The 25,742-nt window shown below is 66.9% G+C and carries 26 protein-coding genes and 1 pseudogene; 7 read left to right on the plus strand and 20 right to left on the minus strand.

The window, feature by feature from the left end; all coding sequences use genetic code 11:
- Positions 1-36 precede the first annotated feature (36 nt).
- Positions 37-894, plus strand: a complete 858-nt coding sequence (locus ACQPXB_RS22015; protein ID WP_432855287.1) for a Hint domain-containing protein — start codon at positions 37-39, stop codon at positions 892-894.
- A gap of 1,828 nt (positions 895-2,722) precedes the next feature.
- Here ACQPXB_RS22015 and ACQPXB_RS22020 read toward each other — a convergent pair.
- Positions 2,723-3,733 (minus strand): pentapeptide repeat-containing protein, encoded by a 1,011-nt coding sequence (locus tag ACQPXB_RS22020; RefSeq protein ID WP_432855290.1) that lies wholly within the window; start codon positions 3,731-3,733, stop codon positions 2,723-2,725.
- A 294-nt stretch (positions 3,734-4,027) separates the two neighbouring features.
- The gene (locus tag ACQPXB_RS22025; RefSeq protein ID WP_432855293.1) at positions 4,028-4,351 is read right to left on the minus strand and encodes a hypothetical protein; all 324 of its coding nucleotides are present in this window, start codon (positions 4,349-4,351) and stop codon (positions 4,028-4,030) included.
- Between the two features lie 325 nt (positions 4,352-4,676).
- Between ACQPXB_RS22025 and ACQPXB_RS22030 the strand changes: the two genes are divergently transcribed.
- The gene (locus tag ACQPXB_RS22030) at positions 4,677-4,913 is read left to right on the plus strand and encodes a hypothetical protein (protein ID WP_432855295.1); all 237 of its coding nucleotides are present in this window, start codon (positions 4,677-4,679) and stop codon (positions 4,911-4,913) included.
- Positions 4,914-4,924: 11 nt separating this feature from the next.
- The gene (locus ACQPXB_RS22035; RefSeq protein WP_432855298.1) at positions 4,925-5,062 is read left to right on the plus strand and encodes a hypothetical protein; all 138 of its coding nucleotides are present in this window, start codon (positions 4,925-4,927) and stop codon (positions 5,060-5,062) included.
- Positions 5,063-5,405: 343 nt separating this feature from the next.
- Here the strand turns inward: ACQPXB_RS22035 and ACQPXB_RS22040 are convergent, their stop codons facing one another.
- On the minus strand, positions 5,406-5,750 hold the full coding sequence (locus ACQPXB_RS22040) for a hypothetical protein (protein ID WP_432855301.1): 345 nt from the start codon (positions 5,748-5,750) through the stop codon (positions 5,406-5,408).
- Between the two features lie 149 nt (positions 5,751-5,899).
- Positions 5,900-6,076, minus strand: a complete 177-nt coding sequence (locus tag ACQPXB_RS22045) for a hypothetical protein (protein WP_366585155.1) — start codon at positions 6,074-6,076, stop codon at positions 5,900-5,902.
- Between the two features lie 531 nt (positions 6,077-6,607).
- Here ACQPXB_RS22045 and fmdA point away from each other — a divergent pair.
- The 3 genes and pseudogenes from fmdA (at position 6,608) to ACQPXB_RS22060 (ending at position 9,872) form a co-directional block, all read left to right on the plus strand.
- Complete coding sequence (gene fmdA / locus ACQPXB_RS22050; RefSeq protein WP_366585157.1) at positions 6,608-7,855, plus strand: formamidase; 1,248 nt, start codon at positions 6,608-6,610, stop codon at positions 7,853-7,855.
- 309 nt (positions 7,856-8,164) lie between these two features.
- A pseudogene (locus ACQPXB_RS22055) lies at positions 8,165-8,945 on the plus strand (transposase family protein).
- Between the two features lie 411 nt (positions 8,946-9,356).
- Positions 9,357-9,872 (plus strand): hypothetical protein, encoded by a 516-nt coding sequence (locus ACQPXB_RS22060; RefSeq protein ID WP_432855305.1) that lies wholly within the window; start codon positions 9,357-9,359, stop codon positions 9,870-9,872.
- Positions 9,873-9,885: 13 nt separating this feature from the next.
- On the opposite strand, the gene ACQPXB_RS22065 is transcribed toward ACQPXB_RS22060, so the two are convergent.
- The 15 genes from ACQPXB_RS22065 to ACQPXB_RS22135 all read right to left on the minus strand — a co-directional run bounded on the left by ACQPXB_RS22065 (position 9,886) and on the right by ACQPXB_RS22135 (position 23,522).
- Entirely contained in the window at positions 9,886-10,440 is a 555-nt protein-coding gene (locus ACQPXB_RS22065; protein ID WP_432855308.1) for a YceI family protein, read from the minus strand.
- A gap of 929 nt (positions 10,441-11,369) precedes the next feature.
- On the minus strand, positions 11,370-11,702 hold the full coding sequence (locus tag ACQPXB_RS22070) for a hypothetical protein (protein ID WP_432855311.1): 333 nt from the start codon (positions 11,700-11,702) through the stop codon (positions 11,370-11,372).
- A gap of 82 nt (positions 11,703-11,784) precedes the next feature.
- Positions 11,785-12,684: a PrsW family intramembrane metalloprotease gene (locus ACQPXB_RS22075; protein WP_432855314.1), complete on the minus strand. Its 900-nt coding sequence runs from the start codon at positions 12,682-12,684 to the stop codon at positions 11,785-11,787.
- A 40-nt stretch (positions 12,685-12,724) separates the two neighbouring features.
- Positions 12,725-13,273 (minus strand): STAS domain-containing protein, encoded by a 549-nt coding sequence (locus tag ACQPXB_RS22080; RefSeq protein ID WP_366585167.1) that lies wholly within the window; start codon positions 13,271-13,273, stop codon positions 12,725-12,727.
- A 55-nt stretch (positions 13,274-13,328) separates the two neighbouring features.
- Complete coding sequence (locus ACQPXB_RS22085) at positions 13,329-13,778, minus strand: DUF1931 family protein (RefSeq protein ID WP_366585169.1); 450 nt, start codon at positions 13,776-13,778, stop codon at positions 13,329-13,331.
- A complete protein-coding gene (locus ACQPXB_RS22090) occupies positions 13,778-15,469 on the minus strand; it encodes an FAD-dependent oxidoreductase (protein WP_432855319.1) in 1,692 nt (563 codons plus the stop codon). Before ACQPXB_RS22090 ends, ACQPXB_RS22085 begins: the two co-directional genes overlap by 1 nt.
- Positions 15,466-15,729, minus strand: a complete 264-nt coding sequence (locus ACQPXB_RS22095; protein ID WP_366585173.1) for a ubiquitin carboxyl-terminal hydrolase 14 — start codon at positions 15,727-15,729, stop codon at positions 15,466-15,468. The genes ACQPXB_RS22090 and ACQPXB_RS22095 overlap by 4 nt, the downstream gene beginning before the upstream one ends.
- Positions 15,726-16,229: a thioredoxin gene (trxA, locus tag ACQPXB_RS22100; RefSeq protein ID WP_432855322.1), complete on the minus strand. Its 504-nt coding sequence runs from the start codon at positions 16,227-16,229 to the stop codon at positions 15,726-15,728. The genes ACQPXB_RS22095 and trxA overlap by 4 nt, the downstream gene beginning before the upstream one ends.
- On the minus strand, positions 16,226-18,856 hold the full coding sequence (gene clpB / locus ACQPXB_RS22105) for an ATP-dependent chaperone ClpB (protein WP_432855325.1): 2,631 nt from the start codon (positions 18,854-18,856) through the stop codon (positions 16,226-16,228). Before clpB ends, trxA begins: the two co-directional genes overlap by 4 nt.
- Positions 18,847-19,143 carry a chaperone modulator CbpM gene (locus ACQPXB_RS22110; protein WP_366585179.1) on the minus strand — a complete coding sequence of 99 codons (297 nt, stop codon included), beginning with the start codon at positions 19,141-19,143 and terminating at the stop codon, positions 18,847-18,849. The genes clpB and ACQPXB_RS22110 overlap by 10 nt, the downstream gene beginning before the upstream one ends.
- The gene (locus tag ACQPXB_RS22115) at positions 19,143-20,069 is read right to left on the minus strand and encodes a DnaJ C-terminal domain-containing protein (protein WP_432855330.1); all 927 of its coding nucleotides are present in this window, start codon (positions 20,067-20,069) and stop codon (positions 19,143-19,145) included. Before ACQPXB_RS22115 ends, ACQPXB_RS22110 begins: the two co-directional genes overlap by 1 nt.
- 6 nt (positions 20,070-20,075) lie before the next feature.
- Positions 20,076-20,615, minus strand: a complete 540-nt coding sequence (locus ACQPXB_RS22120) for a nucleotide exchange factor GrpE (protein WP_432855333.1) — start codon at positions 20,613-20,615, stop codon at positions 20,076-20,078.
- A 9-nt stretch (positions 20,616-20,624) separates the two neighbouring features.
- On the minus strand, positions 20,625-22,502 hold the full coding sequence (gene dnaK, locus ACQPXB_RS22125) for a molecular chaperone DnaK (RefSeq protein ID WP_366585185.1): 1,878 nt from the start codon (positions 22,500-22,502) through the stop codon (positions 20,625-20,627).
- Positions 22,502-23,050 carry a general stress protein gene (locus ACQPXB_RS22130; protein WP_366585187.1) on the minus strand — a complete coding sequence of 183 codons (549 nt, stop codon included), beginning with the start codon at positions 23,048-23,050 and terminating at the stop codon, positions 22,502-22,504. Before ACQPXB_RS22130 ends, dnaK begins: the two co-directional genes overlap by 1 nt.
- A 10-nt stretch (positions 23,051-23,060) precedes the next feature.
- Positions 23,061-23,522, minus strand: coding sequence for an Hsp20/alpha crystallin family protein (locus ACQPXB_RS22135; protein ID WP_366585189.1), 462 nt, complete (start codon positions 23,520-23,522; stop codon positions 23,061-23,063).
- A gap of 270 nt (positions 23,523-23,792) precedes the next feature.
- On the opposite strand from ACQPXB_RS22135, the gene ACQPXB_RS22140 reads away from it, so the two are divergent.
- Positions 23,793-25,457, plus strand: coding sequence for a PucR family transcriptional regulator (locus ACQPXB_RS22140; RefSeq protein WP_432855337.1), 1,665 nt, complete (start codon positions 23,793-23,795; stop codon positions 25,455-25,457).
- On the opposite strand, the gene ACQPXB_RS22145 is transcribed toward ACQPXB_RS22140, so the two are convergent.
- Positions 25,343-25,732: a ferric reductase-like transmembrane domain-containing protein gene (locus tag ACQPXB_RS22145; protein WP_366585306.1), complete on the minus strand. Its 390-nt coding sequence runs from the start codon at positions 25,730-25,732 to the stop codon at positions 25,343-25,345. The genes ACQPXB_RS22140 and ACQPXB_RS22145 overlap by 115 nt on opposite strands.
- Positions 25,733-25,742: the final 10 nt, after the last annotated feature.

Genomic DNA, 25,742 nt, shown 5'->3' on the forward strand with positions numbered 1-25,742 from the left:
AGTGAAGAATATTGGGGAAACTTTGTTCATGATTCGATGATCGATCTGCTCCTACTCGGCGGTGGAGCAATTGGGGATGCGTATCGCGCGGCCGGCGCTTCATCTGGCCGAGCCGACGCCACCGCCGCCGAAGACGCTGTCGCAACGTGTCGTAACAGCTTCTCCGGAGGCACCCCCGTGCTCATGGCCGATGGGTCGACGAAGCAGATCGAGGACGTCAAGGTCGGCGACAAGGTTCGCAACGCCGAACCTGATGACAGCAGTACGGAGATCCACACCGTCACTGCTCTGCACATCACCGACACCGACCGCGACTTCGTCGACGTCATCATCGCCACCCCGGACGGGCCCAAGAAGATCACCACGACAGCACACCATCTGTGGTGGGACGTCACCACGCACAACTGGACCGACGCCACCAACCTGACACCCGGCGACCTCCTCGACACGCCCGGCAATGGCCATGCCACCATCCAAACCCTCAACCGCTACATCAGCAGCATCCGCACCTACAACCTCACCATCGACACCATCCACACGTACTATGTACTCGCCGGCAACGTACCGGTGCTGGTGCACAATAGCGGTCCATTCTGCGGAACGCCGATTGGTGGAAGGAATGGTGACAATCGTGGGGAAGAGGACTTTCACGGCACCGAGTATTCACTTGATGAGATGGTGGGATTCGTGGAGGGGCATACCGGAGGCGGGAACCCAACGATGGGGCGACCGACGGCAGCGGAAGTCGAAACGACTTTGCGTCAAGCTGGCCCGGTTCGTATCGGCGAACAGAACGCTGCGCAGTTTGACTATAACGGCGTGCGGGTGATTATTAACTACAATATTCCATGGAAGAGCACGTCTTATTACCCCGGTTCGCTTGGAAAGCCGTGACTATTGTGACTGATTCTGATCTGTCTTGGATTTCTGGACACCTTTCGCCTGATGAATTTCGTGCACTAGAGGGCGTAATCATCCACTTATCTGACGAGCGAAGTATCTCTCTTCCCGCTCTCCTGGCTTCCTGGAAGGCTCACGTCGAGAAACTTGAGGCAGATCTAGACCTGCCGAGTTCGGATAGGTCCTCATGGGGGGTGCACGACTTGATTGCCGCCTTAATTCTCCGGGATTTCATACAGGATGGAATGAGTTCTCTTGATTTCGGGCTGCGATCTCGATTCAAAGTCGTTCTCTCGGAAATCGACAGCATTTTCATCTCCTTTACGGAGTTGGATAGTCTGCTCCGTGTGGAAAAGCTGGACGCTCGCCCTGGCCGTGAACGTGAATGGTGGTGGAAAAGGATTCCAGTGACCGGCCCGGCACGCGAGGAAACAATTCTATATAGTGGGCTTAGTTAGCTCCAGGTGAATAGTTTTCTATGGTAGAAGAACTTCTCATGGCACGTTCAGGGAGAGGGCTTCCGGGCGTCTTGACGGCAACGGGGGCGTGAACCGCTCTGCTGCCGGACCTGCATCGCGTGGCCGGACGGAAGCATCCGATGACGTTGACCGCCCGCAGCACCTTGGCCAGATACCGGGGGCATCTGGGGACATTCTCGGAGCCGTTGCCGCGCACGAGAACCTGCTGCCGGATTTGCACCGCGTTCTCGGGCCGGACCGTCCTGACACCTTGACGGCTCGGCATACTCTCGCTGGCTTTCGCGCCATAGGCGGGGATCGGGAGGGAGCGGTGGCGGCGCTCGAAGGCTTGCTGCCGGATTTGCACCGCGTCCTTGGGCCCGACCATCCCGAAACCTTGGGCGCCCGTGAGAACCTCGCGCGCCTGCGGGGTGCGCAGGGGCGCGAGGCAGGTGGGTGACGTCGACCAAAGGTGTCAATGAATCACGGCCTCTTCTTCTGCCTTCAGCTGGCAAACTGGAATGACGTTGGCAAAATCTGCTCGGGCGGCAGATCGCCAGCGGATCTGTCCCCGCTCATTGGCTCCTCATCCTTCCTTGAACCTAAATGACTTGATGTTGTCGGTCCCATATCTTGCATCTGCGGAGCCACGAGCAGGCGGGCGTGAGCGCCCGCATGCGGTGTGAGGCCTGCGGCTGGAGCGCGACATATCGATGCATTGCCGAGGCCCGTCACGAGGCCGCTCGTCATCGGTGTGCTGCCACGGTTCCTGTCAGACTGCACGAGGCCGAGCGGGGGAGGACCGGACGGCTGGGGCCAAGTCAAGCCCGGGCGACACGGCTCGCTCAGACGCTTGGTGCCGCGACATGCGCGGTGCCGTTCGTACCTCGGGCGCCGTATGCGGTCGTCATAGCGGCTTCTCCTCGCGCCGCTGAATCTGTGGCACTCCGATGCGCGACGACATCGGCCAAGGCGCGTCCCGGAGCGTGGAGCTCACGCCCTATCCGCTGCGAAGGAGCCTCTGCGATTGGTGGCCACCCCGGCCTACGGACCCGAGGTCGCCCTCCTTATCGTCGCCGCCGCGTGGACCGGCCTGCGCTGGGGGGTCTCGACAGAGCGAACTTTTGATTCATTTTCCGCGGAAGATGTGGATAGTACTCGAGCTGAAATTGTCGAGTTGGCCGAAATTCACGTTGGTGGCTGTCCACCGCAGACTGTGGCGGCCTGCCGCCCGCTCGCGCCGGGGACATGCGCGATCGTGGCCGTGCGATGCGACGACGGTCGCTCGGCGAGAGCGTGAGGGCAACGACACGCGGGTGTCCGGCCTGGTCCATAAAGGGCACCATGAAAATGTCTCTGCGCCCTCACTCGTCGTGCGGTCCTCTTGTTCTTGAAGAGAGTCTGAGCCCATGGATCTTCGGTCGTAGTGTGTGGCCGGAGTCAGTGGCTTCGTCAGTTGGTCTTGCAGGGCTTGCGGCCGCGGGCGGGCAAGGCGTCGGGCTTCGTCCTGACTTCCGCGCTGACGCACCAGCGAAGCTCGCTTCGTTAAAGCTGACTCTTCCGGAGAAACTGGCCCCGTCGAAGTTCGCATCCTGGGCGAAGCTCGCTCCGTTGAAGGTGGCACTAGCGAGTTTAGTATCGCGAAGGTCGAAGTCGATGAGGGTTGCGCCGGTCAGGTTGAGGTCGATGTCGTTCCAGTAGGTGGCAGGTGGATGTCGCAGATCGACTGGTTTGCGGAGATGTCGGGCGAGGATGCGCTGGGCGGTCAGTCGAACTTCGCGCTCCTGCTGATGCGCCGCGACGGCTTCGCCGAAAGGACGCTCGGGCGGTGGCGACGTCCGGACAGTAGGCGTCGTGCGCTTTCTGGCGTCCGTAGGGAGCAATGGCCGTCGTACGCCAAGTCGCCGTGCCCTGTCCGGCGCGCTGCCTGAGTTGTACGGGGCTTGCAGGTAGTTACAGATTACGTCGACGACGGTCTGGCGCTGCTCGGGGTTGTCCTGTGCGACGCGTTCGAGGGCGCGCAGACCGCCGTTTCGGACGGCGGCGTGGTCTGAGCCGAGCTGCTCGATCGCCTTGAGGTAGAGATCGGTCAGGCGCCGTTCGGTTGCGTCGTGCTCGGTGGACCATTGTCGGCGGCCATTGAGCACGAGTGCGACGACGCCGCCAGTGCCGGCGCCGACAGTCAGTCCGGTCTTGATCAGCTCGATCTGATTCTGGGGACTCCCGGGGGTGACGAACGTCAGCAGGGCCGTGACGGCGGCAGCTGCAATCCCTGCGACCGGCACGACGATCACGACGATCGCCCACCACCAGGTGCCCCTTCGTTCGCGCCACCGCCGGCGTAGTCTCGCCGACCCGGCGTTGATCGCCCTCATGATCACGAAGTCTGGCAATGCTGCGCGCCCCCGCCGTCCTCGCGCCTGTTGGCGGTGGATGTATCGGGCGTCGAGTGCAGGGGCTGCGGCGGACTACGGCTACAAGGGGTACAGGGTCCCTGTCCCGCGTGATCGGCTGACCAGGGGGTGACCCGAACGTGCGGGTATCCGGCGGACTCTGCAAGACGGTGCGCGCCCAGGGCTGAATCTAGAAAACCCGGTACTTTGGTGGCCCTTGGAACTTCTCCGTCCGTCCGCCGGACATCGCCTACGTTAGATCATATGTTCGAATTGTTATTCGGCCGACTCGCGCTCCCTATCCCAGCGGCTCCTTGCTGCGTCTGCAGAGTTCCGCAGCCACTCGGCATCGTCGTAGAAGCGCCAGTCGGACATCTCACTGAGTCGGACGAGCTGCTGGTCCGTCGACTCACCCATGACCCAGCTGAACAGCTCGACCAGGTAGGTGCCTGGTGTGGGTTCGGCGACTACGCAGCCCTGCCAGCCGCGCTTGGCGTCGGAGTGGAAGTACGAGCCAACGAGCGTCGCCGAGTAAAACCCGCCGCTGGTCGCGGTCTCAAGCCGCGAGGGCCGCGGCGGCTTGCCGTTCGAGTTGGCCATTGTTTGGTCTGGTCCCCTTCGCGTAGTTGTGCTCAGGGATGTCGGTTGACCGCCGGCGCGCGTTACGGCTGCCCGAGCGAGTCACGACCTCGCGGTGCGCCGAACTTCCGGATTCGCCTGGTTGGCGTAGCCGAGTTGCCCTTGAGCAGCAAGCGACCCGACCCACCGGCCAGTCGCGAGGCGGCGATGGGAAGTCCGAGCGGGCGGCAAGATCGCCGACTTCATCGCCGAGCTGCGCCGCACCGAGGACAAGAAGACCGCCCACGCCAAGGGTCTGTGGCATCGCACCTTCTCCGCGCTCGGGATCAACCCCACCACCCAGCGCGTGCTCCTCCAGAAGAAAGCTCCGCGCTGGTACAGCTTCGACCGGCCCGACTACGCCGACATCACCGTCGGCGGCCATTACCAGGCCGGCGAAACCATTCCCGACGGTGTGCGGGAGGTTCACGAGGAGCTGGGGCTCCCGTCGCTTACGGCGACCTGCACCCGATCGGCCTGCGGCCGACCGCCGTCACCTTCGCCCCCGACTACATCGAACGCGAGTTCCAACACTGGCACCTGATCCCCCTCGACGTGGCGTTGGAGGACATCCCGCTCGCTGAGGCCCAGGTATCCGGCCTGGTGGACATCGATTTGGACGACGCGATCAGGCTTGCCGACAGCGACAGCGTGCCCGCACGCTACGCCACCCGAACCGACACCGGCCTCTGATACAGCGAGGCCACCTTGACCACCGCCGACCTCATTGCCAACTACCTCAAACTCGATCAGCTCTACCTGCGGCTGTTCGTCGCCGCGCGCCGGTTCTGCGCTGGCGAACGAACGCACCTCTTCTGGTGAGACCTGGGGACCGTCGCGACCATCCAATAGTGGCAAGGGAACCGTGTAGCAGAAACCGCGTTCCTCAGATCATGGCACGAGAACTCGCGGGGATCGATGGGCGTGGCCCGGCTTGACGGTCCCCGACCAGGTGATCCCGGTGAGACGGCTCCAGGTCTCGGTGTCGACCAGCAACGGGTGCAGTGCCCCGTCGGTGTCGCCGAGCGTGGTGAGGTCATCGAGGCCGTTCTCGGCGCCGGTGAGGTCCGAGGTTGTCGACGACGTCATTCACGTTGGCCCGGAAGGGGACTTCACCACTGCTGGCGGCCGACCCGCGGTTGCTCATCAGAAGCTTGTCGGTGACCAGCGCGATGCCGCCGGCCACCTGCAGCGTTGCCCGCGAGTTGAGATCACCTTCCAACGCCTTGGGCACCAGCGTCGTGAAGTCAGGCGTCGGCGTCGGGTCCCACCGCACGCCGAGGAGGTCGTGGGGCACCGGGCCTCGGTTGCCCCACGCCCGCAACGACTGCAGCCGGGTACTGGCCTTGGCCGAGCGCCAGGGCAGGTCGACCAGCGTCATCACGTGCGAGGCGTAGGCCGACTTGTGAACCGCGCCACGCCGAGCAGGTCGCGCAGGTGCCGTTCGGAAGGCCAGTCAACTCGGGTTCTCGGGGCGACAGACAGGGCCTCGCGGGTCGCGGACGAAACCGCAGGTGGAGCCGCGTGCGGCTACCCGGCCAAGCGCCGGATGCTGGGCCGTGCGGTGATCACGACCGAGCCGCCGCAACTCCAGCACTCGACCGCCGCCCCCGGCGGAGTCCGCCCGGCGACCTCGCAGCTGGCGCATTCCCACGCGGTGAGGACGACGAACTCCATCGAGCCGTCGTCGTCGGACTTCGCTTCCACGACGCTCCATCGTTTTCTTGATCAGCATTGGTTCGACGCCCGTAACGGGCAGCCGGTGCAAGACGAGGCAAGATAACGAAACGATATACCTTAAGTCAAGCCGGAGCGTGGTTTTTCGTTGCCCTTGACATCCCTGCGCGACGTGCGAATACGCTGCGCACAGCGCGATCCCGTTCGAGATGCGGCGTCGGGCCAGTGCCGTCCTGGTCTCGGGAGTGGCCGAACGTCCTCGTGAGTCCGCCCGGGCCGTCACGGAAAGTAGCCCGCAAGCAGTCGGTGTGGCGACCGCAACCGCAACGGCGATCAGCGCCGGCCGGAGTCGTCGATGCTTGCCTCAGGGCGTGGGTACGGATCGCCGAACAGCGAAGGTCTTTTTGCAGAATTTCATATCGTCGGCGAAATCAGGTTTTTCGTAAATCCAGGCGTCGGTTTTTCTGCCGAACGTCGCCGAATATGACCGGGAGGTTCACAGGTACTGACCCGAGAACGGCGGGCGAATCGTCAAGGGCCCGCAAACAGAGGAGAATTCGCATGCCAGAAGTAGTGTTCAGCGTCGACCAGACAAAATCCATGCGCGATCAGGCGGTGCCGGGCCACAACCGGTGGCATCCGGACGTACCGGTCGCCGCGATGGTCCGTCCCGGGCAGGAGTTCCGCGTGGAGTGCCGGGAATGGACCGACGCCCAGCTCGGCAACAACGACTCGGCCAACGACGTGCGGGACGTCGACCTGTCACGCTGCCACATGCTCAGCGGTCCCATCGGCGTCGAGGGTGCCCAACCCGGAGACCTGCTCGTCGTCGACATCCTCGACCTCGGCCCGGTTCCGCAGGAGACCGGCGACGCGCCGGGGCAGGGCTGGGGCTACACCGGGGTGTTCGCCAAGGCCAACGGCGGCGGGTTCCTGACCGACTACTTCCCCGACGCCTACAAGGCGATCTGGGACTTCCACGGTCAGCAGGCCACCTCGCGCCACCTGCCGGGCATCCGGTACACCGGAATCACCCACCCCGGCCTCTTCGGCACCGCGCCTTCGGCCGAGCTGCTCCAGCGGTGGAACCGCAGGGAGCGGGCGCTGGTCGACCGCGAGCCCGACCGCGTACCGCCGCTGGGCCTGCCGCCGTTGCTCGACGGGACCCTCGCCGGAACGGCCGACGGGTCGACCGCGGACCACATCGCCCGCGAGGGCGCCCGCACGGTGCCGGCCCGGGAGAACGGCGGGAACCACGACATCAAGAACTTCACCCGGGGATCGCGCGTCTTCTACCCGGTCTACGTCGACGACGCCAAGTTCTCCGGCGGAGATCTGCACTTCAGCCAGGGCGACGGCGAGATCACCTTCTGTGGCGCCATCGAGATGGGCGGGTACATCGACTTCCACGTCGACCTCATCAAAGGCGGCATGGAGAAGTACGGCATCACCACGAATCCGGTGTTCATGCCGGGAAACGTCGAACCCCGTTATTCCGAGTTCCTCTCGTTCGTGGGCGTCTCAGTGGACCGGGAGACCGACGAGAACCTCTACCTCGACGCGACCATGGCCTACCGCAATGCGGCCCTGAACGCGGTGGAGTACTTCAAGAAGTGGGGCTTCACCGGTGAACAGGCCTACCTGCTGCTCGGTTCGGCGCCCATCGAAGGCCGGATCAGCGGCATCGTGGACATCCCCAACGCGTGTTGCACGCTCTACGTGCCCACCGAAATCTTCGATTTCGACGTGCGCCCGACGAGCGAAGGCCCGGTGAGGGCCGATCGCGGACAGTGCGCGGTCACGTCCTGACCTGCGGAGGGGTTTCAGCGAGGCCGGACTTCGTTCGGTGTCGACCGACAGTGGCGAAACGCTCGGCTGGGACTCCCAGCCGAGCGTTTCCGTGCGGCTGTGCTGCGGAGCAAGGTCCGTCGCGGTGGACCGCCGTCCGAACCGGTTCCGCGCGACCGATCACGGGCGACCGGTGGCGTTCGTCGAGCACGGCTCGCTCAGGCCGGTCGTCGTGGCGCCAAATGCGGCCGGTGGGTCGTTAGCTTACTAAGGGATGTCTCGTAACCCGGTCTCGGTCTCGCTGGGCCGGTCGGTGATCATGTTGTCGTGGTGCAGGTGATCACAGCATCGCGGCCGGAGTGGATTGTCCCGTTTACCGGGTTGGAGCCGGGGCAGTTCCGGAAGCTGGTGCGGTTGGTCGCGAAGCGGGGCGGGGACGAGATCGCGGACGGTAGCCCTGGCCGGCAGTGGGCATTGCCGCTGGCAGACCGGGTTCTGCTGGTCGCGACCTACTGGCGGACGAACCTGACGATGCGTCAGATCGGGCCGCTGTTCGGGGTATTGCCTTCCGCAGCGCACCGGGGGAAGCGACACGATCGGCCCGTTGCTGGCACTGGCGCCGGTCCGTAAACGCCGGATCGACGCGGTGGCGATCGTGGACGGCACTCTGGTCCCGACCCGGGATCACCGGCTGGCCACCCCGTCGAAGAACTACCGCTACTCCACGAATGTGCAGGTCGCGATCGATGCCGACACCCGGCTGGTGAGCGCCACCGGCGCCCCACAGCCGGGCGGCCGCAACGACTGCACCGTCTACCGCGACTCCGGCATCGCCGAACAACTCGCCGACCGGCCGGTCATGGCTGACGGCGGTTACCAAGGCACCCCCGACGTGGTCATGCCTTATCGCAAACCCCGTGACGGGGGCGAGTTGCCGGGCTGGAAGCAAGACCTCAACGCCACCCACCGCAAGGTCCCAGCCCGCGTCGAGCACGTTCTGTCCCGGATGAAGAACTTCAAGATCCTTCGCGACTACCGCCGCGCCGCGAGCACACTCGCCGACACGGTGTCCGCAATCGCGCACCTGCACAACATCATCCTCGCCGGCTGACCGCACCACCAGCCCCACCAACCACAACACCAGTTACGAGACAGCCCTTAGCCACGCTCACCGTCCAGGTGGGGCCAGTGTCCGTACCCAGGGCCGACGGGTTCCGGGTGGCGTTCGCCGTCGCGGCTGCCGCCGGCGCGCTTTCCGCGCTGACCATCCCCCGGGGAATTCCGGACGACCACGATGCGCCGCTGCCAGGGGGAATGAGTCAGCGCGACAAAGTTTGAGCCAGCTGTGCCGCTTCCTGGTAGCTGGTATCGCGCAGCCCCGGCGAGCAGCTACGCCAAGATGGTTGCCTGCTGTGACGACATACCCGGGTTGGTGAGCGAGGCTTGACCTCAGACAGCGACCAATGGCGTGCGTGGCTCAGGAGCGAGGTCCTGACCGGCCTTGTTCTCGCAGGAAAGGGCGATGATGTTCCAGCAGACCTTCGTTCCGGCGACCACGCCGACCGGCGGCGAGACCCGGCCCTCTGTCCACCGGCGGGCCGACGCTGTCGTGTCCCTGATAGCCCAGCATCGCGCGGCCGCGTCCGCCAGCCGCCGCTATGCGGACCTGGCCGACCGCAGCCTGGCCGCGAAGCTGGCCGCCGAAGACGCCGCCGTCGAGACCGGCCTGTCCCCGTTCGAGCGGCTGACCTGCCCCGCCCACCGCCGGTGGATCCATCAGTGCATCGCCTCCCCCGAGCACGCCAGCCCAGTCACGGGTCATCGCTGGTGCCGTGACTGTCAGTGCGCAGTCACGGTGGCTATCGACGAGCTCACTGGCGACGTGACAATGGCTTGCCCGCGCTGCCGCCGCACCCCCAAGGGCATTGCCACTCGCCAGATTGTGAGCGCCTGCCGGGCCAGCCTGGCCACTGTCCACGACCACCGCGCTCAGCCGGCACCCAGTATGCTGCATTTCGGCGAGCGGCGGCCGGCCTGATGATTCTGCGTGGCTAGAGCGCGGTGAGTTCCGCGTCGAACTCGATTGCGACCTCGTTTGCCAGCTTCAGCGCCCCGAAAAACGCCGAATAGGGTTTGATGCCCCATTGTGTCTGGACTATGGTTGCGCCGCCTCGAATCCTGCGGTCGTCGCTGACCGTGGCCAGCACGGTGATCGGGTGTGACTGGTCCATGATGGTCAGATTGCCGTCGACGGTGAGCGATTCGCCATCTTGAATGACTCGCGTCGAGTGGAACGTGATTGCGTGATATCGGTCGGTGTGCAGAATCTTCGTCCGAATGTTTTTCTCGATCTCGGCGCGGTCGGAGTCGGTGAGCGGTTTGATTCCGCCGCTTCCGGACCGCACCCGCAGCGAGCCGGCGACGACGTCGACCAAGACCGAGGACAGCGCGGGGTCCGCCGTGTTCACCGACACGGCGGCAACCCACTCTGACGCCTCGATCGTGAGATCGTGCCCGACGCGCGAGCCGAGTCCAGTGCGCCGCGTCTTCACCAATAGCTCGGCCGACTGCGGACCGGACCGGTACTGGCCGTCCCGAAACGACATAAACTCGACGTTACGCCGGGACGCTCAGCCGTCCAAGTCGACGTCGCCGTCCGGGTCGCGACGCGGGCGCTTCCTGGCCGGCGCCGGGTCCGCTACGTCGTCCCGGTCAGGGTCGAGATCGACTGCGACAACAACACGATCGACCGGATCGCCACCCCGCCCTGCCGGGCGAGGTGGCGACTTGTCAGCGGGCGAACTTCTCGATAGCGGCCAGTGTTGTAGTTATCGTGTCGGAAACTCAATTACCCATGGGGCGTGGGGTGGCTTCGGGGTCGACAAGTGAGAACCTGCACGTCAGCCGGGGATCCGGAGCGTTGTGGCTAGCGTGCAAGATCGTCTCGGACACTCCTTTACCCCACGAATCTTCAGATCCGTGGGGTACTTCTATATCGGTCCACGGCTGCCACCGCCTGATGATATCGGTCGCTCGCCGGTTGCAGGGAATGTGCGGTGATGCTCGTCGACGGCCGCTGTCCGGTGCTCCGGTGCCGTGCCCGCGTGGTGACTGCAGTCCAATTCGAGGGTGAGCTGATTCGGTGGTCGTGGCGGGCAGGCGACGTGTTGCGCGACGGCCGGCCGAAGTTCGCGAGTCTCGCGACCGCATAAGACCGCCAATCCGCGGTTTCGAAGGTCCTCACGTATCTCGCGCGGGCTGCGGTCGTGGGCCTGTCCGTCTTCGTGAAGCAAGCCCGTCAACGTCACCAGAAGGTGGTCCTCCCGAATATAGACGTTGCGCGGCCGATGAGGCGGTCGAGGTGCGGCCGTGCGGCAGCGATATCCCGGGCGGGGCCCTGTCACGATTTCCGTGTAAGCCACTCGGCCGTGATCCGCGTCGATTCCGAGCCGCGACACCAGCTGCCGCATCACGCGGATGAGCAACGCCCGTGCCCGGTGACGCACTAGGACGGCGCCGAGCGCGGGCAGCGAGATCATCGCGACTGGTGCTCGACGTCGATTCCCGCGACGACGGGTTTCGTCCCTGCGCGCCGGGGCAGATCGGTGATCAGGACCAGCAGGTCCCAGCGCTGGTCTTGCCGGTGCCGCTGTAACAAGGTGCGCATCGGGAGGTCATCGTTTTCGTCCAGCGGCAACTGCTCCACCTGGTCCGCCACCCGCCATCGCGTCTTCTCGCTCACCTGGGCGGCGAATATCCCGGGCAGGTCGTCGGCGATCGTCGTGATCACCTGCTCCGGTAGCCCTTCGTCGGCCAGCACTCCGACGGCCACCTGGCGTGGTGCCTTCATCCGTTTCACCTCGCTCATCGGTACCCGTCGGATTCCCCGGGTGGCGCCGGCCAAATCACCCGGCCCGGCAGCGAGCTCGGCTATTGGCTCGGACAGCGGGTCAGAACGGAAGAGCCGGATGCCGGGACGTCGCCACGCGGTAGGTCAGTGCCGGTCGCGTGCCCTGCCGCTCCCGGCGTGCCCGCACGACCAGCACCAGCAGCCACACCACCCCGGTCGCCGCGATCAGGCCCTGGCCCACCCAGGTCAGCGTCGTGTACAACCCGACCTGGGTGCCGGTCGGAGCGGCCGGCAGGCCGCGCGCCAGCAGGTCGTACTGCCACGGCTGACCGGTCAGCAGCAGCGTGATGTACAGGGAAATCACGGACATCGAGTCCCACAGCGCGTGCAGCAGCGAAACGCCCAGGTAGGCCAGTGCGAGCCGGGCGGTGAGGACGAAATGGTCGCGGGTGCTCCACGCGAACAGGAGCCCGCCGAGAACCGCGGTCCACAGCCCGTGGCCGACCGGGGCGAGGAGCCCGCGCAACAGTTCGGTGGTCACCAAGTTCGCCAGAGACAGTCCCTGAGAGGTGAACAGCGCGGTCAGCGCGAACCCGGCCGACTCCAAGGCGGCGAACCCGAACCCGACCGCGGCACCCAGGATCAACCCATCGCGCACGGACTTCACGGCCAAGCGCCTCGTCAGCAGGGCGAGCGCGGCCAGCTTGACCGCTTCCTCGATGAGTCCGACGCCGACGTACAGCCACGGCGACGGGTACAGCAGGTATGTTTCCAGCACCGACGCGCCGAGCACGCCGAGAACACCGCCGACTGTGAACATGCGGAACACGAGTTCGGCGGTGATCTCGCCGGAGTCCCGGTGCTCGAACGCCCACGCCACGAAGGTCACCGGCACCAGGAAGCTGCCGAGCAGCACCAGGGTGGGGATGAGGTTGGGGTTTCCGGTCAGGTAGGTGACGACCGCGGACATTGTCCACAGGAGCAGGCCGACTCTGAGCATCCGAAGCCACGTACTCGTTTCGGTCGTTCGGCAGCAGCTCTCACCTGCGCTTCCCCCATCGCTCGCCGCGGCCGTGGGCGGCCGTGTCGATGAAAGTCCGGTGCCGGTCCGCGGATCCGGGCTCCGCGACGTTCTCGAGCCCTTGCGGGCAGCGCAATGCCGACCACAGTGCGGCACGCGGTCTCGGGTCCTCGATGACGGCGCGGTGCCAGGAAAAGACTCCGGCCAGCAGGGCGTCGTCCATTGCGTACAGCACGGGCGGCGCGAGCCCGGTCAGCTCGAACAGGCCGTTGAGCGCCGTTAGCCTGTCCTCCACCTTGTGCATGAGTCCGAACAGGCTGTCGTCCACCTCCTTGACCTGGGACAGATCGACCACCAGGTGCCGGGTACCGGCGTGGAGCAGTCCGGCGAAGTGAGCGGACAGTAGGCGCAGCGCCCGCGCGTCGATCGAACCACCGATCGTGACGACTGTGTAGCGCTCGCCCCGCATCGTCGAGGTGACCGTTAGATCCCCCGTGGTGTGGGCGGCCTCGGCCGGTGCGCCACGCGCCTGTCCGGTGAGGCGTTGCAGCTCGGCGAACGCGGCCACGTACGCCGGCTGATCGAGGTTGCGTGAGAGTCCGTTGACCATGCCTGACGCCCTTTCAGAGGAGCAGTTCGAACATCCGGAAGACTTGTTCCCACTCGGCGGAGCCGGGGTTCTTGACCCGCGGGGCGATGATCTTGAACGCCTGCGCGAGAGCCACGCTGAGGCCGCCGGCGATGGCCGGGAGCCGTGCCTCGGTGTCTTCGGCGATCGCGATCTCGAGCGGGGGACGCCTCAGGAGCTGCTCGATCAGCGGCACCACTTCCAGGTCGTCTTCCATGTTGAGGAACTCGTGCATGCACTCCTGCAGCCCCTTGGTGATCGGCAGGTCCCTCGGTTCGATGACGTCCCGCCCGTTGGCCTTGGCCGTGGCCTTGGCGACTACGAAGAGGTCGTAGATCTTGCGGTCCAAGAACTCGTCGTACCGTTTCAGATCGCTCTTGTCGACATTCAGGCTCGCGGCCACCCGGAAGAACCGTTCGAACCTTGCCGCGCCCATGACCGGCATCAGGCCTCCATCGAGAGATGTTCGTGTACGAACCGGACGGCCATGGCGCCTTCCCCGACCGCCGAGGCCACTCGTTTGACCGAGCCGTGGCGCACGTCGCCCACAGCGAACACGCCCGGCCTGCTCGTCTCCAGCACCAGCGGCGGGCGCTGAACCCCGCGCCACACGTCGGGGTCCCGGTGCCCCTCGGCGTCCGCACCGGTGAGCACGAACCCGTCCTCGTCCAGGGCGACCATCCCCGAAAGCCAGGCGGTGTGCGGGGAAGCCCCGATGAAGACGAAGAGCGCACGGGCGTCGAGGACGCGGCGCTCGCGGGTGCGGTTGTCCTCGACGACCAGGGATTCGAGGCTGTCGCCGCCGACGAGCTCGCGGACTTCGGTGTGCTTGAGCACGGTGATCCGCGGATGCTGTTCGACCTGGTCGACGAGATAGCGGGACATGTTCACAGCGAGATCGCCGCCGCGCACGACCAGGTGGACCACCGGCGAACCCTCCGCGAGGAAGACCGCCGCCTGGCCGGCCGAGTTGCCGCCACCGACCACTGCGACGGGGGTGGCGAGGCATCGACGCGCTTCGTGCAGAGTCGCGGCGTAGTAGACGCTGGTCGCTTCGAATGTCTCGATGCCAGGTATGACGAGCCTGCGGTAGCGAGCACCGGTGGCGATCACGACGGCACGGGAAACGATCTCGATGCCGTCGTCGAATCCGACGACGTAGCGGCCGGCGCGTGGTTCGAGGGTGCGCGCTTCGGCCGGGACGGCGACTCGAGCCCCGAACTTGGCCGCCTGGATCACCGATCGCTCGGCCAGCTCCGCGCCGGAGATCCCCGGCGGGAAGCCGAGGTAGTTCTCGATGCGGGACGTCGTTCCGGCCTGGCCGCCCGGCGCCAGGGCGTCGAACGCCGACAGCCGCAACCCGTCGGAAGCGCCGTAGACCACCGCGGCCAGCCCGCCGGGCCCGGCACCGACCACGAGCAAGTCCCGCACACCGCGTTCCGGTTCCGGCGGCCGCAGCCCCATTCTCCGGGCCAGCTCGGCGGTGCTCGGGTTCCGCAGCACTTCGGTGCCGTTCAGCACGACCACCGGGGTGTCCTCGACGGCAACGCCGAAGCGCTCCAGGAGCGCTTCGGCTTGCTGGTCCTTGTCGACGTCGACCAGCCGGTACGGGAGCCGGTTGCGCGCCACGAACTCCAGCAGCCGCTTGGTGTCCGGGGTATAGCAGGAGCCGACGATCCGCAGCCCGGTGCCGGATCCGATGAGGAGCGTCCGCCGCACGAGGTAGGCACGCAGGATCAGGTCGCCGAGCACCGGATCGCCGAGCACCAGGCGCCGCAACGCGCTTGCCGGGATGGCGAGCACCTGGCCGGCCTCGACGGCCACGGCGCCGACGAACGCGGGCTGCCCTTCGAGCAGCCCGAGTTCACCCAGGAACCGGCGAGGTCCGTGGACGCGGACGACCTTCGCGTCGCGCCCGGTTCCTTCCACCACGGCGACCTTGCCGGTCAGGATCACGAAAAACTCGGATGTCGGCTCGCCCTGTGCGTACAACACCTCGCCCGCCCGGACCGGACGGCGTTTGCCGCCTTTGCCGAGGGTGCGGATCTGCTCGTCCGTGAGCGAGGGGAACGCTCCGTGCGGATCCGGGGTCTCGGTCAGCGGCGCGCTGAGGTCGATCCCTGTCAAGGCGGTCATACGAATGCCTGATCGACGTAGCACCAGCGCCAGGTCTCGCCGGGCTCGAACGAGCGCACGATCGGATGTCCGATGGCGTGGGCGTGCTTGCTGGCGTGCTTCATCGGCGACGAGTCGCAGCAGCCGACGTGCCCGCACGTCAGGCACAGCCGTAAATGCAGCCACGGCGTGCCGGCGACCAGGCACTCCTCGCAACCCTGCGGGGTTCGCGGCCCAACGTCCCGGACGAACTCGAGATGCCGGTCGACGACACTGGTCATCGCACGTCACCTTCCCTCATCGACTTGGCCTCGGAGGTGTTCTCGGCCCGCGCCAGCGCCTGATCGAGCCACTCGCGCAGCACGTTCACGGGCGCAGCCCCCGCCTGCCGCGCGACGACCTCACCGCCGCGCAGCACCATGAGCGTCGGCACGGCCTTCACGTCGAACCGCTGGGCCAGCCCGGGTGCGTTGTCCACATCGACCTTCACGAGCTTGACCTTCCCGGCCCGCTCCCGTGCGAGCTGGGCCAGCGCGGGGCTGACCTGTCGGCAGGGCCCGCACCAGGCGGCCCAGAGGTCGACCAGCACCGGCATCGTGGCCTGCTCCGCGACTTCCGCGAAGTCGGTCTCGCCGGCGTCGACGATCCAGGGCAGCGGCTCGTGGCAGTGCCCGCAGGTCGGCTTGCCCGCGGCAGCCGCCGGCAGGCGGTTCTTGTGCCCGCAGTGTTCGCAGACGACCGTGCCGGTGGTGCCGGAGGTGTTACCGGTGCCGGTGCTCATGCCGCGGACCTCCCTTCGCCCCCGCTGTAGGTGACGACGAGCTCGCCGTCCTTGGCGTCGACGGTGATCACCAGCCCCTCGGTCGGTTCACCGCGCAGGAGCGTGCGGCCGATCTTGGTCTCGACCTCGTGGGAGATGTACCGGCGCAGCGGCCGGGCGCCGTACACGGGATCGAATCCGTGCTGGGCGATGAGTTTCCTCGCCTGCGCGGTGAGCTCGACCGAGATGCCCTGTTCGGCCAGCCGGTGGCGCAACTCGTCGAACTGCAGGTCGACGATCCGCTCGATCTCGGCCGGCCCGAGCGGCGTGAACAGCACGATGTCGTCGACGCGGTTGAGGAACTCCGGCCGGAAGTGGTGCCGCAGCTCGCCCAGCACGGCGTCCCGGGCATCCGGCTTGATCTCGCCGGTGGAGGTGACCCCGTCGAGCAGGTGCTGCGAGCCGATGTTGGAGGTCATGATGATCACCGTGTTGCGGAAGTCGACGGTACGGCCCTGCGCGTCGGTGATCCGGCCGTCGTCGAGCACCTGGAGCAGCGTGTTGAACACGTCCGGGTGCGCCTTCTCGATCTCGTCGAACAGAACTACCGAGTAAGGCTTGCGCCGCACGGCTTCGGTGAGCTGCCCGCCCTCGTCGTAGCCGACGTAACCCGGCGGAGCTCCCAGCAGCCTCGAGACGGTGTGCCGCTCCTGGTACTCACTCATGTCGAGCCGGACCATGTTTTCCTCGCTGTCGAACAAGGCGGCCGCGAGGGTCTTGGCCAGTTCGGTCTTCCCGACACCGGTCGGGCCGAGGAAGATGAACGACCCGATCGGCTTGCGAGGATCGCGGATACCCGAACGCGCCCGGATGATCGCGTCGGCGACCAGCCGGACGGCCTCGTCCTGGCCGATGACCCGCTCGTGCAGGATCTCATCGAGCCGCAGCAGCTTTTCCCGCTCGCCTTCCTGCAACCGGGAAACTGGGATCCCGGTCCACGAGGCGACGATCTCGGCGATCTCCTCGTCGGTGACGACCTCGTGCAGCAGCCGCTTCCGGCCCTGCTTGCCCGCCAGCTGTTCTTCCTCCGCGGCAAGCCGGCGCTCGGCTTCGGTGATCTCGCCGTAGCGCAGCTCGGCCGCGCGGTTCAGGTCGTAGTTCCGTTCCGCTTCCTCGGCTTCGTGGCGCAGCCGTTCCAGCTCGGACCGCAGCTGCTGGACCCGCCGGATCGCCTGACGCTCGGCTTCCCACTGGGCCTTCTTCGAGTCCGCTTCGGCACGAAGATCGGCGAGTTCCCGGTGGAGGTCCGCCAACCGGGCCTTGCTGGCCTTGTCGGGTTCCTTGGACAACGCGGCTTCCTCGATCTCCAGACGGGTGACTCGCCGGGTGAGCTCGTCGAGTTCGGCGGGCATGGAATCGATCTCCGTGCGCAGCCGCGCGCACGCCTCGTCGACCAGGTCGATCGCCTTGTCCGGGAGGAAACGATCGGTGATGTAGCGGTGGGACATGGTCGCGGCGGCGACCAGCGCGCCGTCCTGGATCTTGACCCCGTGGAACACCTCGAGCCGCTCCCGCAGTCCACGCAGGATCGAGATGGTGTCCTCGACGGAGGGTTCGTCGACGACGATCGGCTGGAACCGGCGCTCCAGCGCGGCGTCCTTCTCGATGTGCTTGCGGTACTCGTCGAGTGTCGTCGCGCCGATCATGTGGAGCTCACCGCGCGCCAGCATCGGCTTGAGCATGTTCCCGGCGTCCATCGCGCCTTCGGCGGCGCCGGCCCCGACGACCGTGTGGAGCTCGTCGACGAAGAGCAGGATGCGTCCCTCTTCGGCTTTGACCTCGGCCAGCACGGCCTTGAGGCGCTCCTCGAACTCGCCGCGGTACTTCGCCCCGGCGACGAGCGCGCCCATGTCGAGAGAGAAGATCGTCTTGTCCCGCAGGCCTTCCGGCACGTCGCCGCGCACGACCCGCTGGGCGAGGCCCTCGACGATCGCCGTCTTGCCGACCCCCGGGTCGCCGATCAGGACGGGATTGTTCTTCGTCTTCCGCGACAGGATCTGGACCACCCGGCGGATCTCGGCGTCCCGGCCGATCACCGGGTCGAGCTTGCCTGATCGCGCGTCGGCGACGAGGTCCCGGCCGTACTTTTCGAGCGCCTCGTACGCGCCCTCGGGAGTAGCGGAGGTGACCCGCTGGTTGCCGCGGATCTTGGTCAGCGCTGTCAAGAACGACTCGCGCGTCACGCCGTGCTGGGTCAGCAGCCGCCCCGCAGCGGACTTCGCACCCTCGTCGGCGAGTGCCAGCACGAGGTGTTCGACGGAGACGTATTCGTCCTTGAGCCGCTTGGCGTCCCGTTCGGCGGCGTCGAGCAGGCCGGCGAGGCGGCGAGTGAGGTAGACCTGCCCGGGGGTGGCGCCGGGGCCGGTCACCTTCGGCCGCCGCGCGAGCTCCCCTTCGACGGCTTCGCGCAGGCCGTCGACGTCCGCGCCGGCCTGCACGAGCAGCCGGGGCGCCAGGCCGTCGGACTGATCGAGCAGGGCGAGCAGCAGGTGCTCACCGTCGGTCTCGGTGTGGCCGTGGTGCTGCGCCACGCTCTGGGCCTCCTGCAGGGCTTCCTGCGATTTTTGGGTCAGCTTGTTCATGTCCATCGCCGGTGGCTCCTGACTTGGGCTTCGAGGACGTCGATTCGGTCCAGCAGGTCGAGCACGAGCCCGATGGCCGCGTAGTTGAGGGAAAGGCCCGCGCGCAAGCGCTGGATGCGCGCGAGGGTGGCGACGGCGGACGGGGCGAACCACAGCCGCCCGCTCGCATCGGCGGCGCCGTCCACGAGGCTCAGCGCGACGAACCGGCGGATCAGATCCGGATGCAGCCCGCTTCGCGCGGCTACCGTGTCGAGGCTGAGCCGGACGGGACGGGCGAGCAGGTACTCGGCCATCAGGTCCTCCTCGGGTCGAAATCGGACACCGCGGCGAGCTCTTCGAAGAGCTCGCGCTCCTGCTTGCCGAGCTTCTTCGGCACCATCACGCGGACCTCGGCGTAGAGATCGCCCGGCCTGCCCTTGGGGTTGGGCAGGCCTTCGCCGCGCAGCCGCAGCCGCCGTCCGGTCGACGAGCCGGGCACGACTCGCACCTTCACCTCACCGCCGGGGGTCAGCACGGGAACCGTGGCGCCGAGCGCCGCCTCCCAGGGCGACACCGGCAGCTCGACCGTGATGTCGCGCCCGGACAGGCGGTAGCGAGGGTGCGGCTTGATCCGTACCACGAGGTAGAGGTCGCCGGGCGCCGCGTTCCCGGACGCCCGCCCGCCCTGACCGGCGAGCCGGATGCGCTGGCCGTCGAGTACACCGGCCGGGATGTCGACGTCGTATCCGCGCTCACCCGCGCCGGTGATGCTCAAATGCCGTCGCCCGCCCTGGTAGGCCTCCTCGACCGTCAGCTCGAGCTCGGCCTCCTGGTCGGCGCCGGCGATCGGCCCACCGGCGCCCCGGCTCCGGAAGAAGCCGCCCAGCAGGTCCTCGAGGTCGACGCCTTCGAAGCCCTCGGACCCGCCGCCGAATCCCGGGCCTGCCCGGGTGGAGCGGCCGCGGCCGCCACCCCGCCCGCCGGCACTGGCGTACACCCGCTCGTCGAAGTCGTCGGGCACGCGGCGGAAATCCGCGCCGAACCGGTCGTACTTTTTGCGCTGTTCCGGGTCGGACAGGACCTGATAGGCCTCGCTGATCTCCTTGAAGCGCTCTTCGGCGCCCGGGTCGGAGTTCACGTCGGGGTGGTGCTGCCGCGCCAGTTTTCGGTATGCCCGCTGGATTTCGTCGGTGCTCGCCGTTTTGGCGACACCGAGAGCCTGGTAGAAATCGGTTGCCACCGGGCATCACCCCGGTGACTTGGACACCGTCACGGCCGTCGGCCGCAGCTGGTGCCGGTCGGTCCCGTAGCCGGGGCGCACCACCCGGGTCACGGTGTTCGGTTCGGTGGCCGGGTCCTCGACGACGGCGACGACCTCATGCCTGTTCGGGTCGAACCGGACATCGGTTTCGTCGTCCCGCGGGTAGCCGAGACCGGCGAGCAGCTGGACGGCTTGATCCCGGATCGCGTGGACGCCCTGCACGATGGCCGACGGGTCCGCCTCGGCGTGCGCGAGCGCCAGTTCGAGGTTGTCGAGCACCGGAAGCCAGGCCGCCGCGACCCTGGCCCTCTCGGCTTCCACCTCCCGCCGCATCTCCGTGGCATGGCGCTTGCGCACGTTGTCGAGGTCGGCCACGGCCCGCCGCCACCGGTCCTCGAGCTCGGCGAGTTTCTCCTCCGCCCCGGCCGCCGGGGCCGGCACTGCCTGCGGGCCGGGCACTGTGCCGGCCTCGGCGACCTCCGCGGAGGGGTTTCCCTGCTCCGCGGCCTTTCCTGGGGTGGTCATCGATCCGCCTCACGCCCGGTCGAAGTCCGCGTCGATCACGTCGTCCTCGTCGGCCGATTGCTGCGTGCCGCCGCCGGAACCGCTGCCACCTTCGCCGCCGCTCGCCCGGGAAGCGTTGAGCCCGGCCAGCACCTGCTGCAACTCCGAGGTCAGCGAACGCACCTGGTCCACCGGAGCCGCGTTCTTCACGGCCTCACGAGCCTCGTTGACGAGCATCTCCGCCCGCGCCTTCTCATGCGGCGGGGTGGTGTCCGTGATCGCCCGTTCGACCTGGTATGCCGCCGAGTCGAGCAGGTTGCGCGCGTCGACCTCTTCGCGCAGCCGCAGGTCCTCGGACCGGTTGCGTTCGGCTTCGGTGACCATGCGGTCGATCTCGGCCTGGTCGAGATTCGAGCTCTCGCTGATCGTGATGCCCTGCTGCGCGCCGGTGTCCTTGTCCTTGGCCGTGACATCGAGGATGCCGTTGGCGTCGACGTCGAAGGTGACCTCGATCTGGGGCTCGCCCCGCGGAGCCGGCCGGATGTCGGTGAGCTGGAAGCGCCCGAGCACCCGGTTGTCGGCCGCCCTCTCCCGCTCGCCCTGGAGCACCACGACGTCGACCGCGGGCTGGTTGTCCTCCGCGGTGGAGAACACCTCGGTCCGCCGCGCCGGGATGGTCGTGTTGCGCTCGATGATCTTCGTCATCACGCCGCCCTGGGTTTCGACGCCGAGGGACAGTGGTGTGACGTCGAGCAACAGGACGTCCTTGACCTCGCCCTTGAGCACACCTGACTGGACCGCCGCACCGAGCGCGACGACCTCGTCCGGGTTGACGCTCATGTTCGGGTCCTTGCCGCCGGTCAGCCTGCGGACCAGGCTCTGCACGGCCGGGATCCGCGTCGATCCGCCGACCAGGATGACCTCGTCGATGTCGTTCGCGGTCACCTTCGCGTCGCTCATCGCCTGCTTGACCGGGCCAAGGCACCGCTCGACCAGGTCCGTGGTGATCTGCTCGAACACCGAGCGCATCAAGGTGGTCGTGAGATGCTTCGGGCCGTCTTTATCCGCAGTGATGAACGGCAGGCTCACGCTCGTCTGGCTGACCGAGCTGAGCTCGACCTTCGCCTTCTCCGCGGCTTCGAAGAGCCGTTGGAGCGCCTGCGGATCCGCCCGCAGGTCGATGCCGTTGTCCTTCTGGAACTGATCGGCGAGGTGATCCACGATCCGGCGGTCGAAGTCGTCACCCCCGAGATGGGTGTCCCCGGCGGTCGAGCGGACCTCGACCACGCCGTCTCCGACGTCGAGCAGGCTCACGTCGAAGGTGCCGCCGCCGAGGTCGAACACGAGGACCGTCTCGTGGCTCTTCGAGTCGAGCCCGTAGGCGAGCGCGGCGGCGGTCGGCTCGTTGATGATGCGCAGGACCTCGAGGCCGGCGATTTTGCCGGCGTCCTTGGTGGCCTGCCGCTGGGCGTCGTTGAAGTACGCCGGCACGGTGATGACGGCCTCGGTCACCCGCTCGCCGAGGAACTTGCCCGCGTCGTCGGCGAGCTTGCGCAGGATCTGCGCGCTGATCTCCTCCGGCGAGTAGAGCTTGTCGCGGACCTTGAACCGGACGACGCCGCCTTCGCCCTCGACGACGTCGAAGCCGACAGCCTTGGCCTCGTCGCCGACCTCGTCGTATTTCCGGCCGATGAACCTCTTCGCGGAGTAGACGGTGCCCTTCGGATTGAGGATCGCCTGCCGGCGGGCGAGCTGGCCGACCAGCCGCTCGCCGCTTTCGGTGAACGCGACCACCGACGGGGTGGTCCGGGTGCCTTCGGAGTTGGCGATGACCGTGGGCTCGCCGCCTTCCCAGGCGGCGATCACCGAGTTGGTCGTGCCCAGGTCGATGCCGACCGCCTTGGCCATCACACACTTCCCTTCATCTTGGCGAGCAGTTTCTTGGCTTCGTCGGCCACCGCTTCGTCGGCGACGACCTCGTAGCGGGTGGGCGTCATGACCCGGACCGAGGCGAAGTCGCGGCGGCCACGCTGGAGCGCATGGACGGCGAGGCCGAAGATCGCGCCGATCACAGCGCCGAACACAAGGCCGTACACGGCGAGGGTGAAGGCCGCCAGCAACGGCGTGAACCAGTTCAAGATCCCGAACAGCCAACCGATCAGCAGTCCTGTGACGGCACCCGAGCCGGCTCCGCGCAGCGCGGCGCCGCCGTAGTTCAGGCGCCCGACGACCTGCTCGACCAGCTTGACGTCCGAGCCGATGATGGCGACCCGCTGGACCGGGAAGCCGTTGTCCGACAGGTAGTCAACGGCACGCTCGGCTTCGCTGTAGGTCTCGTAAGCGCCGATCGGACGACGCCGGCTCGCGGTGCGCTGTTCCGAGGTGAGCTCATCCGAAGCTTGCTGGTCCGAAGAGTCACGCGGTGATGGCGCCGTGGCGCCGGGCTGCGCAGTCATCGTCCGGCTCCTAGACGTTCGCGTGTTCTTCGCGAGAAGCCTTGATCTGAGGCTTCTTTTCAGCCGTCTCGGTGCCGCCGCCGATTTCGACCTTGCGAGGCTTGCTGGCTTCGGCGACCGGGATGCCGAGCATGAGCACACCGTGGTCGACCTCCGCGGACAGCCGCGTGCTGTCCAGGTTGTCGCCCAGGAAGAATTGGCGGCTGAACTCACCCTGCGGCCGTTCGTCGACCACCAGTTCGTCACCTTCACGGCGCAGCGGGGCGCGACGGGCACGTACGGTCACCACATTGCGTTCCACCGTCACGTCGACGTCGTCGGGGTTCACTCCCGGTAGGTCCAGCGCGACGACGAACTGGTCGCCGCGGCGGAAGGCCTCGATCGGCATCGCCCGCGGGCCGCGGGCGCCCACCACGGCCTGCTCGGTCAACCGTTCGAGATCGCGGAACGGGTCGAAACGCATTAATGTCATGACTCTCCTCATTCCTCGTCCGAGTACGTGTCGCGAATGGACCTACCGCGTCGAACAAACTCTGTGACGCGCTTCTCCTGGCGCATGCGAATTTGCGGTTACCGGCAGAATCGGGACCGTCGCAGCGGTTTTTCGTGACACAGCAGACTGTGCCAAGCAGAGCCATGCTCGCGCGTGCGCCTGGCAGGCCGAAACTGGCGCGAACGATCGACCCGGCAGAGCAGGATCATCCGTGTAGAGTCTTTGTTCAGTCGGCGGTTGGAGGCCCGGATGGCACCCGCGGCGGCGGGCGGAACCCACCAAAATCCACAGAGCTCGGACGGCTGGTGGCGTGGCCACTTGTCGAATTTGCGGGGGTCGTTCGTCGGCCGTGAAGCCGACGACATCGTTCGACTGGCCGCCACCTCGGTGCTGTCGCTGAGCGGCTGCGGCACCAAGGCGGTGTACCTGATCATCGACGGCGCACTCAAGCGTTGTGATGACGCGGAGCCGAACGCGGAGCTTGACCAGCAGGTGTGGCTTCTCGACGGCGACAGCGGCTCGCTCGTCCTACCCGGCGGCGATTGGTGCTGGGGCTTCGCGCTGCGCGGGCTGAACGTCTTGAGAGGCTACCTGGTGGTGCACGCGGCAATTCAGCCGTCGGAGGACGAGTTCTTCTTGCTCGAAGCGCTCAGTCAACAGGCGGCGGATGCGCTGGCCAACGCCGCGCTCCACCGGCGAGAGCGGGAACAGGCCCTCGTTCTGCAAGAGCTCAACGGCAGGCTGGCTGCGTCGGTCGCCCGGCTCGAGCAACAGGGGCACGTGCACGAGGTACTCACCAACATCTCCGTGTCCGGTGCGGGCGAGCCTGGCATCGCCCATGCGCTGCACCAGCTGACATCGTTGTCGGTCGCGATCGAAGACCGGTTCGGCAACCTGCGGGCCTGGGCCGGTGCCGGCAAGCCCGACCCGTACCCGAAGCCCGAATCCCACCGGCGCGAGGAGCTGCTCAGGCGCGCCGCGGCGGTCCCCCATCCGGTCCGGGAGAAGGACCGGTTGATCTCGCTCGTCAAACCGCACTACGAGGTACTCGGCGTGATCGCGCTCGTGGACCCCCGCAGGACCGTGGGCAGCCACGAGATGTTCGCGCTCGAATACGGGACAACGGTGCTGGCGCTGGAGCTGTCCCACCAGCGCAATCTCGCCGAGGTCGAACTACGCCTTCACCGTGACCTGGTCGACGACCTGATCACCGGCACCGACGACGAGAGCGCCTACGCTCGCGCCGACGCGATCGGGCACGACCTGCGCGGCCCTCATTACGTGATCGTCGTCCAATGGGACGGGAGGCACGCCGACGACGCCCTCGCCCACGCCACCGGCCGGGCGGCCGCCTCGCTTCAGCTGAGCTCGATGATCTCCCGGCGCTCGGGAGCCGTGGTGCTCCTCGTCCGCGGACGCCCGGACGGGGACGCGCTGTGCCGCACCCTCTCGGAGAGCCTCGGAAGCGCCTGTGCGATCGGGGTCGGTGCCCGCTGCGACAGCCCTGGCAACTTTCCGAGGTCCTACTCGGAAGCCTTGCGAGCCCTGGACGTCCGCCAGAAATCAAGGTCACCCCATGGTGCGACGACATTCGACCAACTGGGCCTTTACCGCATTCTGGACACCGGAGACAATCGCGCCGAAATCGTCGCGTTCGTGCGGGAATGGCTGGGCCAGCTTCTCGACTACGACGAGCAAAAGAACACGAATCTGGTTCAGACGCTGTCGCAGTACCTCGAATGCGGCGGACACTACGACGAGACCGCTTCCGCGCTGGTGATCCACCGCAGCACCCTGCGCTACCGGCTCGGCCGGATCCGGGAGATCACCGACCGCGACCTCAATGACGTCGACAGCAGACTCAACCTGCACGTGGCCACCAGGGTCTGGCAGGTGCTGCAGGGTTCGGAGTGAACGGAGACGCCGAGGTAGGAGTAGAGGTGCAGCAGGTGCCAGGACTCGTGGCGCAACCGGCGGCGCGGGGCCCACACCGAGGTGAGGACGACCAAGACGAGCGCGACCGTACCCGCGGTCGCCAGCAGTATGCCCGGGTAGGTCGTGACGAGACTCCACACCTCGGCGATAAGTCCACTGTGGTCGGTCATGGCGTAGCCCAGAGAGATCAGGACGATGTGCAGGCACAGCAGGACGAACGAGGTGAACCCGGTCAGCTGGTGCCCGTGCGCCAGCGTGTCTTGC

The organism is Amycolatopsis sp. CA-161197 (assembly GCF_050942255.1).
In the GTDB taxonomy this organism is placed as follows: Bacteria; Actinomycetota; Actinomycetes; order Mycobacteriales; family Pseudonocardiaceae; genus Amycolatopsis.